Annotated in this window: 14 protein-coding genes; 7 read left to right on the top strand and 7 right to left on the bottom strand. The window is 43.4% G+C overall.

Going from position 1 to position 15,700, the window contains the following annotated elements; all coding sequences use genetic code 11:
* Positions 1–355 precede the first annotated feature (355 nt).
* The 3 genes from L3V32_RS11010 (at position 356) to yegD (ending at position 3,091) form a co-directional block, all read left to right on the top strand.
* The gene (locus L3V32_RS11010; protein WP_005375836.1) at positions 356–676 is read left to right on the top strand and encodes a DOPA 4,5-dioxygenase family protein; all 321 of its coding nucleotides are present in this window, start codon (positions 356–358) and stop codon (positions 674–676) included.
* Positions 677–1,002: 326 nt separating this feature from the next.
* Positions 1,003–1,626, top strand: coding sequence for a hypothetical protein (locus tag L3V32_RS11005; RefSeq protein ID WP_237284283.1), 624 nt, complete (start codon positions 1,003–1,005; stop codon positions 1,624–1,626).
* Between the two features lie 112 nt (positions 1,627–1,738).
* Positions 1,739–3,091, top strand: a complete 1,353-nt coding sequence (yegD, locus tag L3V32_RS11000; RefSeq protein ID WP_237284282.1) for a molecular chaperone — start codon at positions 1,739–1,741, stop codon at positions 3,089–3,091.
* A 329-nt stretch (positions 3,092–3,420) separates the two neighbouring features.
* On the opposite strand, the gene L3V32_RS10995 is transcribed toward yegD, so the two are convergent.
* Positions 3,421–3,894, bottom strand: a complete 474-nt coding sequence (locus tag L3V32_RS10995; RefSeq protein WP_152814408.1) for a copper chaperone PCu(A)C — start codon at positions 3,892–3,894, stop codon at positions 3,421–3,423.
* 93 nt (positions 3,895–3,987) lie between these two features.
* On the bottom strand, positions 3,988–4,449 hold the full coding sequence (locus L3V32_RS10990) for a hypothetical protein (RefSeq protein WP_012842502.1): 462 nt from the start codon (positions 4,447–4,449) through the stop codon (positions 3,988–3,990).
* Between the two features lie 485 nt (positions 4,450–4,934).
* Between L3V32_RS10990 and L3V32_RS10985 the strand changes: the two genes are divergently transcribed.
* Positions 4,935–5,984: a Preprotein translocase subunit SecY gene (locus L3V32_RS10985; protein WP_182035689.1), complete on the top strand. Its 1,050-nt coding sequence runs from the start codon at positions 4,935–4,937 to the stop codon at positions 5,982–5,984.
* Positions 5,985–6,142: 158 nt separating this feature from the next.
* Here L3V32_RS10985 and L3V32_RS10980 read toward each other — a convergent pair whose 3' ends face one another.
* On the bottom strand, positions 6,143–7,342 hold the full coding sequence (locus L3V32_RS10980; protein ID WP_237284281.1) for a DUF5666 domain-containing protein: 1,200 nt from the start codon (positions 7,340–7,342) through the stop codon (positions 6,143–6,145).
* 90 nt (positions 7,343–7,432) lie between these two features.
* On the opposite strand from L3V32_RS10980, the gene L3V32_RS10975 reads away from it, so the two are divergent.
* From L3V32_RS10975 to L3V32_RS10965, 3 genes are all read left to right on the top strand, one after another.
* Positions 7,433–8,101: a response regulator transcription factor gene (locus L3V32_RS10975; RefSeq protein WP_182033530.1), complete on the top strand. Its 669-nt coding sequence runs from the start codon at positions 7,433–7,435 to the stop codon at positions 8,099–8,101.
* Positions 8,073–9,314, top strand: coding sequence for a HAMP domain-containing sensor histidine kinase (locus L3V32_RS10970; RefSeq protein WP_237284280.1), 1,242 nt, complete (start codon positions 8,073–8,075; stop codon positions 9,312–9,314). The genes L3V32_RS10975 and L3V32_RS10970 overlap by 29 nt, the downstream gene beginning before the upstream one ends.
* An 88-nt stretch (positions 9,315–9,402) precedes the next feature.
* Positions 9,403–10,332: an SRPBCC family protein gene (locus L3V32_RS10965; protein WP_237284279.1), complete on the top strand. Its 930-nt coding sequence runs from the start codon at positions 9,403–9,405 to the stop codon at positions 10,330–10,332.
* Positions 10,333–10,476: 144 nt separating this feature from the next.
* On the opposite strand, the gene L3V32_RS10960 is transcribed toward L3V32_RS10965, so the two are convergent.
* From L3V32_RS10960 to L3V32_RS10945, 4 genes are all read right to left on the bottom strand, one after another.
* The gene (locus L3V32_RS10960) at positions 10,477–10,932 is read right to left on the bottom strand and encodes a hypothetical protein (protein ID WP_012842506.1); all 456 of its coding nucleotides are present in this window, start codon (positions 10,930–10,932) and stop codon (positions 10,477–10,479) included.
* Positions 10,933–10,944: 12 nt separating this feature from the next.
* Complete coding sequence (locus L3V32_RS10955; protein WP_048625132.1) at positions 10,945–12,723, bottom strand: S8 family peptidase; 1,779 nt, start codon at positions 12,721–12,723, stop codon at positions 10,945–10,947.
* A gap of 249 nt (positions 12,724–12,972) precedes the next feature.
* Positions 12,973–13,314, bottom strand: coding sequence for a hypothetical protein (locus tag L3V32_RS10950; protein ID WP_012842508.1), 342 nt, complete (start codon positions 13,312–13,314; stop codon positions 12,973–12,975).
* A 7-nt stretch (positions 13,315–13,321) separates the two neighbouring features.
* Positions 13,322–15,235 carry a tetratricopeptide repeat-containing diguanylate cyclase gene (locus L3V32_RS10945; protein WP_237284278.1) on the bottom strand — a complete coding sequence of 638 codons (1,914 nt, stop codon included), beginning with the start codon at positions 15,233–15,235 and terminating at the stop codon, positions 13,322–13,324.
* Positions 15,236–15,700: the final 465 nt, after the last annotated feature.

Below are 15,700 nucleotides of genomic sequence, written 5' to 3'. Positions count from 1 at the left end.
CTCAGTAGTAAAGTTTTGCTTACACCCTGATTTTGCAGAGTAATATGCTGCTATTTTGTTGGTGGTATTTTTAAAATCGAATTTAATTACTGGTTAATGAAACATATTTGCAACAAAATTTGGCTGTAAAATTTGACAAAGTGAGTCATTATTAATGAATCAACTCAAACAGTTGCTATATGATGAATTGCAAATTTTTGTTGTGCTCGAAGCCTCGACCTTATGAGAATGCATAACTTCTTCCCAACTGAGTGGAATCAAGGTAGGGTGACGGCATTACAAATGTATACCCTCGGCAGTCCTTGAGCTTATCCAAAGTAGGTAGTGCTCAAGTGGAAGTGATTATGGAGAAGTTATGTACCACGCTCATGTTTATTTTCCCCTAAGAGAACAAGATAAAGCGCAAGCCTTGAACGAGATCATCCGTCAAGAGCGTCAAGATGTGCTGCGTGTGTTTCCATTAGTTGGAAGGTTAGTTGGCCCACACAAGATGCCGATGTTTGAAATTCACCTAGAATCATTGAGTGAAGAGTTTTTGGCTTGGCTCGATACGATTCGAGGCGATTTTTCTGTGCTTATCCATCCTGTGAGTGAAGAAGAGTTGCTCGATCATACGGAACGCGCGATTTGGCTGGGTAGAGAGATTGGTGTATTTGAAGAGAAGCTAGAGAAATAGCTGTTCCTCCCGCATGTATGACCGCTTTGAATGCTTCTCCCCTCATCGCGGTCACCGTAGCAAGTTAGCGTCTTCATGTTCGTTAATAAGTCGCGATTTCCTTTTCTCCATTCTGCAGGCCCTGTTTTTGTGTGCTAAACCTACAAGTAGGTTTTTGAGCTTAAACATCAAGTGAGACCATGTTTCTGTTTAGCATTTCGTTAAATAAGTTTTGGCAGCAATAAAATAATAAGTTCAGATAAATGAAATAGGTATAGCAGGGAAGTGCAGTTTACGACCCCCAACGCCATTGGCAGTGGAGCCGATAATTTCTGAGGGGGAAGGGTATGTTTTCGATACTCTTGGTCATACTTTCACTGTATATATTTTGGTTGTTGTTTCGCAACGGACCTGCATTCGCCGAGCGCGTCGCTCATCAAAAACGTAACTGGGTTGGACCTACCGCCAACAAAGAAGAATGGCAAGGATATTGTACGGATGTATTTCAGCCGTTCAGTTCTCAAACGACTTTTTACGCCATCGCTTATTTTGCGAATTATATTGCAGCAGCAAATGCGATATCTTGGTCAACAGTATATGAAGGGGATTACCCGATCATCATAAGCCGATTTGGTAGCTACTTTATTTTAAATACTCACGATTCACTAGTGGTTGCAGGGTTTATTGCGCTTGCTTTCTTTATCATCAATTGGCAGCTTGCCATGCACTGTTCTGGTATTCTTAGTCAGTATCTAGTGCGGATTCTTATTATCAATCGAACTCGCTTTGTTGCGATTAGCTTAGTGTTTTGCAGTTACTTTGCGTATCTCTTGACTGTTGGTATTTTCTGGTTGTTCCATGACGGTTATTCGATCTGGCACGGGTTAACGCTTACTCCTGTATTCTTATTATTAGCGTTATTGGTTGCGGTTGTTTTGCCATCTATGAAAAAAGAGAGCAATAAACCTTAGATAGACTTGCCACGTTAAATTACACACGATTTTAGGATAGTAATTCCTATGCCATTAAGTTAGCATTGCCGGCTTTTTAACGGTCTACAGGCCCTTATTAGTGGGAGGAACTATGTTTATCGGCTTTGACTATGGCACTGCAAACTGTTCAGTGGCAAAAATGGAATCGGGTGAGCCAGTAATGCTTAACCTAGAAGGGAGCAGTCCATTTATTCCTTCCACCCTTGCTGCACCGACTCGTGAATCGGTATCCGAGCACTTATTTCGCCATCGAGATATTAAACCATTAGATCAAGTTGGTGAGCAGGTTTTACGCCGGGCAATCAATTTAAACCGAGAAGAAAGTATTGATCTCGAATCTGACGACATTGCATTTGGTCAGGCGGCGCTTAATCTCTATTTGGAAGATCCTCGTGATATCTATTACGTAAAGTCGCCGAAGTCTTTTCTTGGCGCTTCTGGCTTGCGTGACGTGCAATTGGCTTTCTTCGAAGATCTTGTCTGCGCGATGATGGACAATATTAAGTCGCAAGCCGAAAACGATGCGCAGCAAAGTATTACCGATGCTGTTATCGGTCGGCCAATTAACTTCCATGGGCGTGGCGGTGAAACGGCTAACATTCAGGCTGAAAGCATTTTGTTGCGGGCAGCGAAACGTGCGGGCTTCCAAAATGTGGAGTTTCAGTTTGAGCCTGTCGCGGCGGGCCTAGAGTATGAAGCGACACTCAGCGAAGACAAAACCATTCTAGTGGTCGATATTGGCGGTGGTACAACGGACTGCTCGTTGATTCAAATGGGGCCGTCTTGGCGTGGCAAAGCGGATAGGACCGCAAGCTTGTTAGCTCATAGTGGCCAGCGCGTCGGCGGGAATGATCTTGATATCGCGTTAGCATTTAAGCAGCTCATGTTCCCGTTTGGCATGGAAAGCAAAATGGAGTCAGGTATTGTGATGCCGACCACCCAATTTTGGAACCCGATAGCAATCAACAATGTAGAAGCGCAGAGTGATTTCTATTCGCGAGAGAACCTCTCCGCGTTGAAGTTGCTTCAAAAGCAGGCTCAAGAGCCAGAAAAGCTTGCTCGTTTGCTAGAGGTGTATCATGAGTCTTTAGGCTATAACATTGTTCGCCGTGCCGAAGAAGCGAAAGTGGCGCTTTCAGAACAAGCATCTTACCGAACTGGCATCAACTTACTGTCAGAACTGATTGAAGTCGATGTGCAACGAGACGAAATGATCGAAGCGATTCAGTCGCCGAAGAATAAAATGACGGCGTTGGTGACAGAAGCGGTAGAGCAAGCTGGGGTGAAACCCGATGCTATCTTTATGACTGGTGGTTCGGCACGCTCGCCAATTTTGCGCGATGCGGTGCAAACCGTACTGCCAAATATTCCGGTTGTCAGTGGAAATTATTTTGGCTCGGTAACTGCTGGCCTAGCTCGTTGGGCTGAGGTCTGTTTCAAGTAGAAAGAAAACTAATTGCGCTATGGGCATTGTTACCAAATTTATGGCTTCGCTTAGGCTTATCAAATGATGGTTGGAAGACTTCGCTGAGAGATTGAGTTTCATGTGAGTTGGGGGTTCCTAAATATTTCAACGTCATTCTGAACCGCGAGGGACGAGCGTGATTCAGAATTTATTGTCCGAGCATGCTGTTATGTATATGACTTCGTCTCGCTAAGCGCTACTCGCTGCCATTATTCTGAAGAATCGGGTTATGATCTATCGGAATAATGATTTCTATTAAGCTGAAATAAAAATGCCCGCTAAATCAGCGGGCATTTTTGTTTACGTCATTAATGGTGCATGTGTTTTTCCATGTGTCCTTGTTTTTCAACCGCCATTTCTACTTCCACCTTACCCGCGTTTTTGAATGTTAATGTCATAGGGAAGCGGTCACCTTCTTTAAGCGCTTGTGTTGGATTGAAAATCATTAAATGGAAGCTACCTGGCTTAAACAACACTGAGTCATTGGCGGGAACGCGCACTTCGTCAATCTTAATCATTTTCATCACACCATCTTCTTTCTTATGCGTGTGAATTTCGACATGTCCTGCGATTGGGCTTTCTGCTGCGATCAATGCATCTTCACTGTTACCGTGGTTGGTTAATTGAAAAAAACCACCGATAACAGGTGCGTTTGGTGGCGCTTCGCGGCTCCATGGATGGTCGATATGAATTTTTCCTGCTTCATAATCGTGCGCTAAACTCAGTGGGCTAGCGATGACAGCAATAAGCGCGATAGCGGCGGTTTTTAATGATTTAAGCATGTGTTTTTCCTTTTGAATGAATAGCTTCTCTGAATGGACAACAAACAGAGTCATCGTTATTTTTGAATAAAGTTGTTAATGATTAGATGCCTGTTAGGCAGGAAAAACACTCGGCGGAGAGTGCTTAGGCGCGATGTGTTTGTAAACGAGCTTATCGCATTTTGAAAACCGGTAAGGCGTCAGGGCATTCTTGACTCGGCGCAGCCAATGGATGGTAGTCAGGTATAGCCCAATCGCAACCAAAAGAAAGAATTGAACCGCTTGTAGAAGCGGACATTCAAACTGAAAGCCTTCATGTAAATTAAGATCTTGAATGAGCGTAGAAGAAGGTTGAGCATTAGCTTCAATCAGCGTATTGATATCCACCCATTTGAAACCATCTGCGGTACACAGTAAGACCTTTTCACTTTGAACTTTGTTAAGCCAGGTTGTGCTGTGAACTTGTGTTGGGTTAAGAGTCGCTGTGGACGCTAAATACAACTGAAACAACACCGCGATAATAACCGCAATAGCGTGCAAGCGATGGTGTTTATGCTGTATTAGAGTGTTTTCCATACAATTGAGTGCTTATCTTCTTCGGCGCGGGATACTAACAAATTAACCAAACAATGTAATTATCAGTTTACTAAAAGGTGATGCAAGTGTGCATTATTTGTTTTATTGCCTATTTTTAACGCTTTAATAGCTTGGCTCTTTACGATTTAAAGCAACGTGTTACGGCAGATGGCATGTCTTGATTCGGCTTGCATTCATAACCTCCAATTCAGCTTGTCTGTCTTGCCTAGTCGCTTTTGAAGATACTGAATTAATCTCTCTTATATGTCACTGAAACTTCGGTTAGTGGGTGTCGTGGTGGTGTTTTTACGTGCTAGATTTGGCTGATATCGATTCAAAGTGCACACCGAATCTTCACTTGTTTTCCATTAACGGAATTATGACAGTAATTTAATAAAGGATACGGTATTCTGCGCTCCTTTGTACATGCCAGAACGTCCGTCCTACTTAGTCGGAGGGGCGATTAATCTTAAGAAATTTCTCAAATGAAATACGAACAACAGATTGGATATCGATACCCTAAAGGTCGATTTGCCATGGTGAGTGTATACGCATTCACTGGTGCTGCGATTTTAGCATCGACTATTTTTTCTCTATTGCTGTTTTTGTCGATCGACGAAAACCCGATGATGCAAACCTTATTTGGTGGTTTAGCGATTATTTTTGAAGCGGGTAAGTTCTACGCTTGGTATGAATACGGTGAGCGCCGAGCCCATCGCAACTATACAGGGGCGGCAACCGCTCTCGTGTTTTATTTAGTCTTAGCTGCGATCTCCATTGGCGGTAGTATTGGTGGCATTAACAGTGCAACAAACAGCGCACAAAGTCATATTTCGGTAGAGCAGGCGAAAGTGGAAGCTTTTAATCGCCAAATTGCGGCAATCGATAAACAGATTGAGCTCAACAATATGGCAGCGCAGAAATACATCGAGATGGAGCGTATCGCGACTGGTGTAACTCGCATTCAGGAGCAAAACAAAACCTTACGCGAAGAGCAGCAACGCTTGGCTATGGAACGTGATAGTTTGCCACCAGTCACGCAAGGCTCAGTGATTGGTTTGATTGATAGCCTAGCCAACGCATTTGGTACCACCTCTCAGCAAGCTCAGCTTGGCTTGGTTGTATTTCTTTCGATTCTGTTGGATTTCTTTGCTGCATTTTTTGTCGGCCTGATTGGTGAAGAGCAACGGTTCAGACATTTCTACCGCCGAAATGAGGGCATGATACTGAAAACGGTTCGCGATATCGATCCAGAGCCAGCGGGGTATCTTCCTCATATTAAAGAGGAAGAAGAGCAAGAAATACCAGTGGTGCCGGAACCTGAAGAACCAAAGGAACCGAAAACTTTGTTAGAGCAAGTGAGCGATGCACTTAAAACGCATCAAATTACGTGCACAAAAAAAGCCGTTGCCAAACAATTTAGGCTATCTGCGGAAGAGGTAGACAAGGTGTTTGAGGAATTGGCAGAGCTCGGTTTAGTGGGTAAAAAAGCCAACCACCATTATCATTGGATAGGTCAGACAGAGGCCGCATAATTGGTTATCAATTAGAGATCGGAAAGAGCGTCAATCGGCGCTCTTTTTTTACTGTAAGGTTTCGCTACTAAAGTGAGCCAAAAGAAGAGAGAGGATTTAAAAATAGAAAAACAAAAAAGTGCCACCGAAGTGACACTTTTTCTTTAGTGTAGAAGGGATCAGTTGTCGTAAACGTCCAACTCCACTTCACGGGCAATATTTTGGTCGTTGATGATTACACCATCGACTTCGACACGAGCACCATTTAGGTTAAGTTCTTCGATGCCTTGGAAGCGTGTTTGTGCATCAATCACAACTGTCGTGTTGTTTAGCAATTGTTCTGCGTCGTTTTCGCAACGCTCGATGTCAAATGTTCTTGCTTCAGCATCGTAGTTTGATACGTATCCTTCACATTCAAATTCTTTACCTTGCCATTGGTTGTTATCGTCAAAGTCTGGTTGCTCAAACTCAATAACGGTAGCGATGCGTTTGCCATTTTTCATGACAGACGTTACTTCCACTTCTTGGCCTTGTTTTAGGTTCGCTTTGCTGCCATCTTCAAATCGTGTTGCGTTATCGATGAAGAATGCACCTCGGTAGTTTAATGAAAACTCACTGTAATCATTTGCAACCCAAGTCACGATGCCTTCCACATCGCTGTCATTGCTTATGACGTCGTAGCCTTCAACTTCTACCTCATTTGCCATGAAGATGCCGTTTTGCATTTCACCTTCTACTTCCACCCATTGGCCGATGCTAAGTTGGCTAATGTTGTCGTAAGATACGGTTATATTTGAACCAAGCTTAAACGTGCCAGCATTTTCATCGATACTAGTAATGCGACCTTCCAGTTCGCAGTAGCTTCCAAGGGCTGGGTAATCGTTATCTACGTCGATTTCGACCACAGACAACACTCGATAACCCGCATCAGCAGTCGGCAAGGATGACACCATCACCCAGTCGTTGATCTCTATATCATCACTTAAACCGTCAAACTGCAGATCTACGCCGTTTACCGTAAATGTTTTCTTCACATAATCAATTGCTGTAACACGTCCGGTAATGGTTGGCTCAAGTGTTACTAAGAAGCCATCGTCAGACGCTTTACGAACATCTGTTCCTACTTGAACCATCATTTTGGGTTCTACATCGGCTAATTGCATTGATGTATCGCCATAAACCACCCCAGACACATGGTATGTATATCCATTGACGGTTAACGTGTTTTCTTCAGCGTTGACCGCTTCAACAGAGCCAATCGCTACACTTGGTTTCACTACTGGTTGAGTTGGCGTGCTATCGCTATTGTTGCCACCACCTGAACCACCACAACCAGACAATGCCAAACCTACTACAGAAATAAGAGCGAGTTTTTTCATTGTATTAACCTCAATTTACGAGCTAGTTTAGGAAATTGCCTGTATCTTATTGGGCATATCGTGAAGAGATCGTGAAGAAATGTGATTTTTATGAAAATTTTAATTGTAGATGACAACCACAATGTCTCGGAGACGATTGCGGACTATCTTGAGCTTGAAGGCATGATTATCGATTGTGCGTATCATGGTGAGGCCGCACTGAAGTTAATCGAGGATAATCATTACGATGTAATCATCATGGATATCATGATGCCTAAGCTCGATGGCATTAGTACGGTACAGAAACTTCGACAAGATCAGCTCTGTGGAACGCCAATCCTCTTCCTAACCGCAAAAGATACGTTAGATGACAAAATCGCGGCATTTAAAGCGGGAGGCGATGATTATTTAATGAAGCCATTTGCGATGGAAGAGCTTAGTTTACGTGTTCATGCTTTGGCTAATCGCGGTCCAAGGCAAGATATTGGAACACTTAAGTTTGCGGACATTTGTTTAGATGCGCGCACAGGCAAAGTGACGAGAAAAGACAAAGAAATTAAGCTGAGCCGAATTCAAACCAAGATCTTAAAGTTACTTCTCCAACGTGCTCCAGCATCGGTTTCGCGCACAGAAGTGATCGATAATGTGTGGGGAGACGAACCACCCGGAAGTGATGCACTTCGTAGCCATATTTATGGTTTAAGAACCGCGTTAGACAAAGGTTTTGAAGAATCACGATTAGAGACTATTCATGGACAAGGTTACCGACTTAAAGCATAACGAATATCCAAGTATTTATCGCAAGATCCGTTGGGGTTTTGGGGTAATGACGCTTGTGATGTTTACTCTTTTTTGGTCGCTGATTTATGTGGCAGAAAACAAACTTGAAGTGCTGAGTTTACATCACTGGCTTGATACTGAAGCTGCGCTTTATAGTGAGAATTTCGAGAAACAGGGCTGGGATGCGCCATTGCCAAACGTATTGGAGTTCAACTCATATTGGAGTGAAGCACCGACACCGGATTGGTTGCTCTCTTTTACTTCGCCAGGTTTTTACGAATATCTGCTTGGTGAAGAAGACAAACACTTTGTCGTATTGAAACACCCCTCAGGGAAGGGGCTTATGTACATTGTGTTTCAAGATGACTCCGATGATTACCTCGACGAATACGAAAGCTCGCTGCATCAGTTTACGCTACTGCTCGGTGGCTTATTTTCATTTGTTATGGTCGGGTATGGTATTTATATGGTGCGAATATTGTCTCGACCACTAGCGCAAATCGAAGACAAAATCAGCCAAATGTCACCGGATCAACCCGCTTTCCAAGTTGAAACAAAGTTCAGCGAGACACGCCAGATAGAGCAAACTTTGCTGGATAATAAAAACGATATCGCGGGCTATTTCAAACGAGAACAAGAATTTAGTCGTTTTGCATCGCATGAGTTGAGAACGCCAATCATGGTGATCAAAGGCTCAACAGACATTCTAACGCGTATTCCAGAACAACCTCGAGTCGCGCAAAAAGCCATCGCGAGAATGCAGTCAGCTTGTGAAGACATGCGCGTACTGACAGAAGCGTTTCTCTTGCTCGGTAAAGAGAAAATAGAGCCTCAGCATTACGGAGAGCATCAGCTTCTTACTTGTTTACAAAAACAACTGGAAGAGCTGGCTCCTTTATTTGCCAAGCAAGATTCGAACTACTCTTTGCACGAACAACATAGTGGTGTCGTGAATGCACCGGAGAGTTTTGTGATCATTGTAATCAACAATCTGATTAAAAACGCCTTTAGCTATAGTGTGGGAGATATTGAGATTGAGTTGGATGGTCATGCTCTTAAGATCCTGAATCGTCACGATGGTAACGAGACGTACAACGCTGGTTACGGTTGTGGTCTTGTTATCGTACAACGCATATGTGAACGGATGGGATGGGCATTAATACTGGACGATGATGGTGTTCGATTTAGTGCGAAAGTGGAATTCCGTTCCTAGCTTTGTGCGTCTAACCCACAGTCAAACAAGAAAAAACTGGAATTTGAATTAGACTGAAGTTAGTGACGCGGAAACTTGAGGAACCGTTATGCTTTCTTATCAGGTCAGCAGAAGTATTGAAATTAATAAGAATCAAAGCGAGATTATTGGCTATCTCAAGGATTTTAATAACTGGCCTGATTGGTCACCTTGGATCATTCTTGAACCAAGCTGCGAGCTGACATTCAGCGATAATCAAGGTCACGTTGGAGCCGGTTACCAATGGAATGGTCAGCGTATTGGGACTGGTGCCATCGTACTTGAAAGCACTCAAGAACATCGGTTAGATATGGAGCTTCATTTCTTTCGCCCAATCAAGAGTCACGGAAAGGTGACTTTAATAGTGACGCCGTCACAAGGTGGTTGTTTAGTCGAATGGCAAATGCAATCACGCGTTCCTTGGTATCTGTTCTTTTTGAAAAGTATGTTTAAGTCGATGATAGAGATGGATTATCAACGTGGGCTACGCATGCTCAAAAGCAAACTTGAAACCGGACAAGTGCTCTCAGACTTGGTTGAAATTGGTAATCGAACCCTGCCTCAGGTTCATTACATCGGAATAAAAGGCGAGGCCAGCATTCCAGAATTAGGTCCGGTAATAGAAGAACAAGTTCACAAGTTAAAGCAGATAGTTGATGACAAGGGCTTATCTGTGAACGGCGAGTTATTTTGTTATTACCAGTCGATGGATATGCAGAAAGGTATGTTTGAGTTTATCACTTGCTTACCACTTGATAACGCGGTAACTGCGCCAGAGGGGGCGGTTACTGGTACCATACCTGAGAGTGAAACATTTGTCGTCGAGCACCGTGGGGAATATCAGTTTTTGGGAAATGCGTGGGCTTTAGCGATGAACTTGGTTCGCCAGAGTGGTATGAAACCCAAAACCAGTCCATTAGGGATTGAGCGCTACTTAGATAATCCGCAAGAAACCACGCAGGATAAACTAAGAACCGAAGTTATTTTATTTAAGAAATGACAGGCGTTGCCGGACACGCTCCCCTAAATATCATGCTAGTTCCGTAGTAATCTACAAAAAAAGAGGGTTTCTATACCCACCTATAAAAATGCCTCAGCAATTGCCGAGGCATGGTTTTATCAGCCAACTTCTCTTGCTAGAGAATTATTGTGCACGGTACTTACCGCTGTTTAGTTCAATTTTAGACGCTTTTACCCGGCTGTCTGCGTTTAGATAGTCGCTAATGCTCAGTAGATCTTGATCTTGAGATGCTTTTAACACCGCAGATTCTCCCTCTGCGAAGACAACTTCCAGCTTTAGCTCTTTGGCGACCGCTTTCGCTTCGTTAGGGTTGTTTACCGTGATGTAAACCAGTCCAGTGGCCTTGGATACATTGCTAAACGCATTCTTAAACACTTCATCACCGGCTTGAAGTTTTACTTCTTCGGATAGGCTCCTAGCTGTACCCGTTTGCACCTTGCGATAATCTTGGCCATTAATCTCAACCGCTTCTGAAGGCACAAACAGTTCAGGTGCGGGTTGTTGAGAGAGTTGTTGCTCAGCGTATGCGCTAGCCGTCATCATAGAAAGAGCCAGCATAGAAAATGATATGTATTTCATGTAATTGACTCCTTAGTGTCCAAAGATGCGCATCGACCAGTTCTTAATAACACCTGGCTGAGCGTTGTTTGCCATCGGAACGTCATAGATGGTTGAAGAGTTAAAATATGCAATGTAAGAAAAGACTTCGTCGCCATTCGTATCGATTGCTCGTAATGTCCATTCGCCTTTTGCATCTTCGCCATAGAACTGGTTAGACAACATTAATTGGTCTTTGTAGCCAGTAATCGTTGGGTCAAGAGATTGACCAACAAGACCATTACGTGGTGTTTGCAAAACGGAACGAGTCCCTGATGGCGAAACGAGCTCGATAGCTAAGTCGGGCAAGCGAGAGTGGTCTAATGTCAATTTCACTTGAACGGATTCTACCTTCAGATCATCGGCAATAGCGATACTTGATGAACCGCCAGCCAGACTCGCATCGGGTACACTGACTTCTTTAGCATTATTAACCCAAGGCGTAATAACTTGAGGCGGTAAAACACGATTCGTCATGCGAGCACGTTGCATTGCTTCATCCAAATCGACAGCGCCGAAGCCATAAAAAGTATGGAAATCTACGCCTGCAGCGTTTTTCTGCCAAGGAGAAATGGCCTCGTAGCTAACCTGTTCACCTTTGTGGTTAGTAAATTCAAGTTGTACGCCTGGATGCGTTTTATCCGTTACTTTTGCTGTCTCTGCTAGCAAAGCACGTACATCACGAGCAGAAAGTGCATGATTCGTGGACATGATTGCCGCGATGGCACCGGATGTGTTTGGCGCAGCAGACGAGGTTCCGTTCATTGTACTGGTATAGTTACAGTTCGGGTCTAGCTCCGTTCCGCCGTGTAAGCCATTGATACCAAGTCCGTCGCTGGTATTTTGCCCTTCTTCACAACCCATCAAATCGGTGGTGACCATGGCAGGGAAGTCTTGCCCATATTCACCTGCTGGTGCGGCAACCCATACGTTAGATCCCACCGATGAGTAACTCGCTCGCGTGCCATCCGCACGTAGTGCACTGGTGATTAAATTAAAGTAGTTGGCGTTGTCATAAGACTGAGCGGAGTTGTGCATCGGCAAGCCTTGGTTGTCTCCACCAGCAAAGAAGTTACTTGGTAATACGAAGAATCTTCCCGCATTGAAATAGCGATAACCATTGCCGGCTGACTTAACAAATACAGCACCGCGTCCCCATGAGTTACTCTCACTGACATTTTTTATCACGTCCATTTCAAGTTTAAGTTGAGGATCGCTTTCATCAAAAGTTATTGGGTTGATCGGGCTGAAACCATAGCTTTGGTTAAATACACGAACATCGCGTGTGGCTGGGTCCATGCCGTGAGAGATTAGCCAGCCTTCTAATGTCTGGTTGGCTAACCAGTTAAAACCAATAAGAGAAGAGTGAGAAGCAACACCGCGTCCACCTTCACCATTGTTGCCGACTGCGCTGATCAAACCGGCTACAGCAGTGCCGTGACCATTGGTATCAACCGGATAACTTAATGGGAAAGAAGAGTCTTCGACGAAGTTTCTGCTACCTGTAACTATATTACCTGCAAGATCTGGGTGATCGATCTGCACTCCAGAATCAATGACCGCGACTTTTACACCAATACCCGCAATACCCATTGCTTGAGTGAGCTTGGTGTTTAGGTCGTTCCCAGCAACAGCTGGGTTAGCTGCAAAAGCAGTTTGCCCTGTGTTGTCTAAGTGCCATTGTTCAGAATAGAGTGGATCAAACGCCGAGACGGCAGGTGCAATGCCTACTGCCAACATAGCAGCAAATAGGCGGTTAATGCGTATTTCCATTTTTGACCTCATGTCTTTGTTTGGAATTTTTTAGCTCCTGTTTCATATTCCTCTAACAGGAATAAACAAAGCTAACGACAAAGAATAAGGACGAAAACCATTTACAACTTGTTTACGTCAAAAGTTCGACGAACAACATGAGTCAGTGTTAATTTACTGAAATTATAGGGTTTTTTAATGTCGAATAGCGCATGCATGAAAAGTGAAAAGCAGAAAATACGGTCGTACTGTCTGCTTTGAGAGGAAGGATTATTTAGTTGAAGCTGGTTGAATTGTCGCCATTGGTTTCTTCGGTTTGGCCTTTTCTTTGGGTAACACGTTATCAATCCACTTTTTGATGTATAGCTTATTGAACTCACTATCACACCACTTCTTGTTTAAACCACGTCGGTTAAACTCAGCGCCAATCGCAACTTTGGTTTGGTTGGTTGCACGGTTGTAGTAGAGGGTCTCGCACAACTGAGTGTTACTCATTTGCTGGGCATATACGTTAACACTGCTGCTGCGCATTCCCAGTTGAGAGGCTTGATGGTTACTACACGCAGTGAGAAGTGCAGGCGCAAAAATAGCGATGGTTAGGATTTTTTTCATTTTGCTCTTATGACGTCGGGTGAATAACGAAGCGATTTCTTCCTGCTTGCTTTGCGTCATACAAAGCTTGATCTGCGAAGAAAAACCATTGATCCCATTCTTGTTGAATAGTTTTTACGGACAGTCTGTCGACAGCCCCGAGAGAAATTGTCGCGTTTAATGACTTAGAGTCAACCACTAGTGGCGTGTTTTCCACGATATATCTCAATCGATCCAAGAATTTAGCGCAATCTTCAGTTCTGTTTACTTCAAATAATAAGACAAACTCCTCTCCACCCCAACGGATGAGTAGGTCCCCAGAGCGAGTCGATTCATTAAATAACCTGGCAATATGAATTAACATCTTGTCGCCAATATCATGCCCATATTCATCGTTAAACGTTTTAAAATGATCGATATCTAATACGGCTAAGGCAAACGTTCTATCTGGGCTTCTACGAGCCATTTTATCCAGCCAAATGGGAAGGTAGCGACGGTTGTGCAATTGAGTTAATGGATCGGTAGTATTTTCTTGAGTGAGTGCTTTATTAATACGCCTAACGCGCAGTACGTAACGAAAGCCAACGACACCAATCGCTGCGATAGCGATAAAGTAGAACATTTCTCTATAGCGTTGTGAACGCAGCTCTGAAGCTTGCAACGCATTTTTCGTTTCTAGTAGCTTGAGTTCTTTCTGGGCTAACTTAGCTTCGAGGTCAAACTTAATGTTAATCATCTCTTCGCCGTGAATATGATGAGAAAATTCAGCTTCTAGCTCTCTTAATTGAGTTAAGTAACGAAAAGCCGCTTCAAAATTATTAAGGGTTTGATTCGCGTTTACTAGGACCGACAGCATATCAATGCGCTGTCGTATTTCTAGCTCATCGGTTGATTTAGTTTGCTCAAGTACGTTGATAGCTGTCGAAATGGCTTTATCGTATTGTTCATCTGCGAGGTATGCTTCTGCATATGCTTCATAACAAGGCATTTTCTTCGCCTCTAAGTTCCCCGTGATAGGGAGAGCTACGCAACGTTGTGCAACCATCAACGCTTCATCAATTTTCCCTATCGAACTTAACATTTGTGAGAAGCTGGATAATGAATAGTGTTTGATGACGTCTGACCCCGTTTGCATTGAGAGTCGGATTGCTTCATTAAAATAGTATTCTGCCTTTTCGCTATCTCCACTGCTTAAGTGAACAATACTTAAGTTTGCGTAGATAACCCCGATGAAAAGGCTGTTGTCATATTGATATTCGCTGTTTAAATAGGTATCGAGTGCTTGTGTAAGGTAGCTACTGGCGCGAGCCCAATCGGATGCATCGATATAGACGGTACCGATATTATTCAGCGTCATGGCAACTTGCATTTCAAATACGGTTCTCTCTAACAACTCATAGGCGGTTCGGTAATATTTGAGTCCGCTACGTAGTTGATTCCGTGAAACCTCTAAGTTCCCTAGCCAGCGATATGCTCTTCCTTCTAGCGCTAAGTAGCCGAGATCGCGGGCTTCAGCGATGATGTCATGGAGTACAAGTTCTGCATTCCAATTATCGTCTAGTTCAATCATGGTTACCGCTTTATTAAGCTGCGCTTCAGCGACTACCCATGGTAAATGATGCTCTGTCCCAAACTCAATTAAATCAGGCATATCTTTGGGCAGCGGAACGCCTTCGTAGCGCTTTAGGTAAAGGCGCGCAAAGTAATAAAGGGCAAGAGATTCCGCTGACGCATTCTGTGGCGCAACTAATTCATCTTCTTCAATTGAGCGCGGCTTACCCATTGAACGAAAATAGAGATTGAGCATGGGGCTGCTTTGAGGAGAAATGTGTTCTTCCAGATAGCCCTGTTTTTCTGTGTTGGCAAGTACATGGGGTGGATGGAAGAAGAATCCAAGTACTGAGAACAGCGCACAAGTTAGCGTTTTAATCGGAAAGTGCATGAGCTTATTAATAAAATGTGATCTCGTTTAACCCTAATACTAGGTAAGTCTATCACTTCTTATTGGCTAAGTGCGGATGGATTCCGAGTTACAAACGGCTTGTGAAGAAAGTTTCGCGAAAGGTGAGGCTAATATTATGATTTATAATGATAAATCTGTTCAAAAGTGGAAAGATTGATTTAACGACAAGATAAACAGTGCGACGAATCTAGTGTGTCGAACATTGTTAGTGGTGTAAATTTCATCATTTAGTCGGTGCGATTCGCATCTCGAAAGATGGCTGGTTCGCTAAAAAATTATCTTTCTGTCATAAATATTTAATGTTTGTATGGGTTGTTAAAAAACTCGATATTAGACATAGTGTTATTAAGCCAATAAAAAATGGCTTTTATAATAAACAGGAGATTAACTATGCATAATGAAATGATTCAACCTTCACACTTCGGTATTATTGGCCGCACTTGT

This window comes from Vibrio sp. J2-4 (assembly GCF_021728155.1).
Classification (GTDB): domain Bacteria; phylum Pseudomonadota; class Gammaproteobacteria; order Enterobacterales; family Vibrionaceae; genus Vibrio; species Vibrio diabolicus.
The sequence above is the reverse complement of the archived record's forward strand: the minus strand, read 5'-3'. Positions and strand labels throughout refer to the sequence as shown.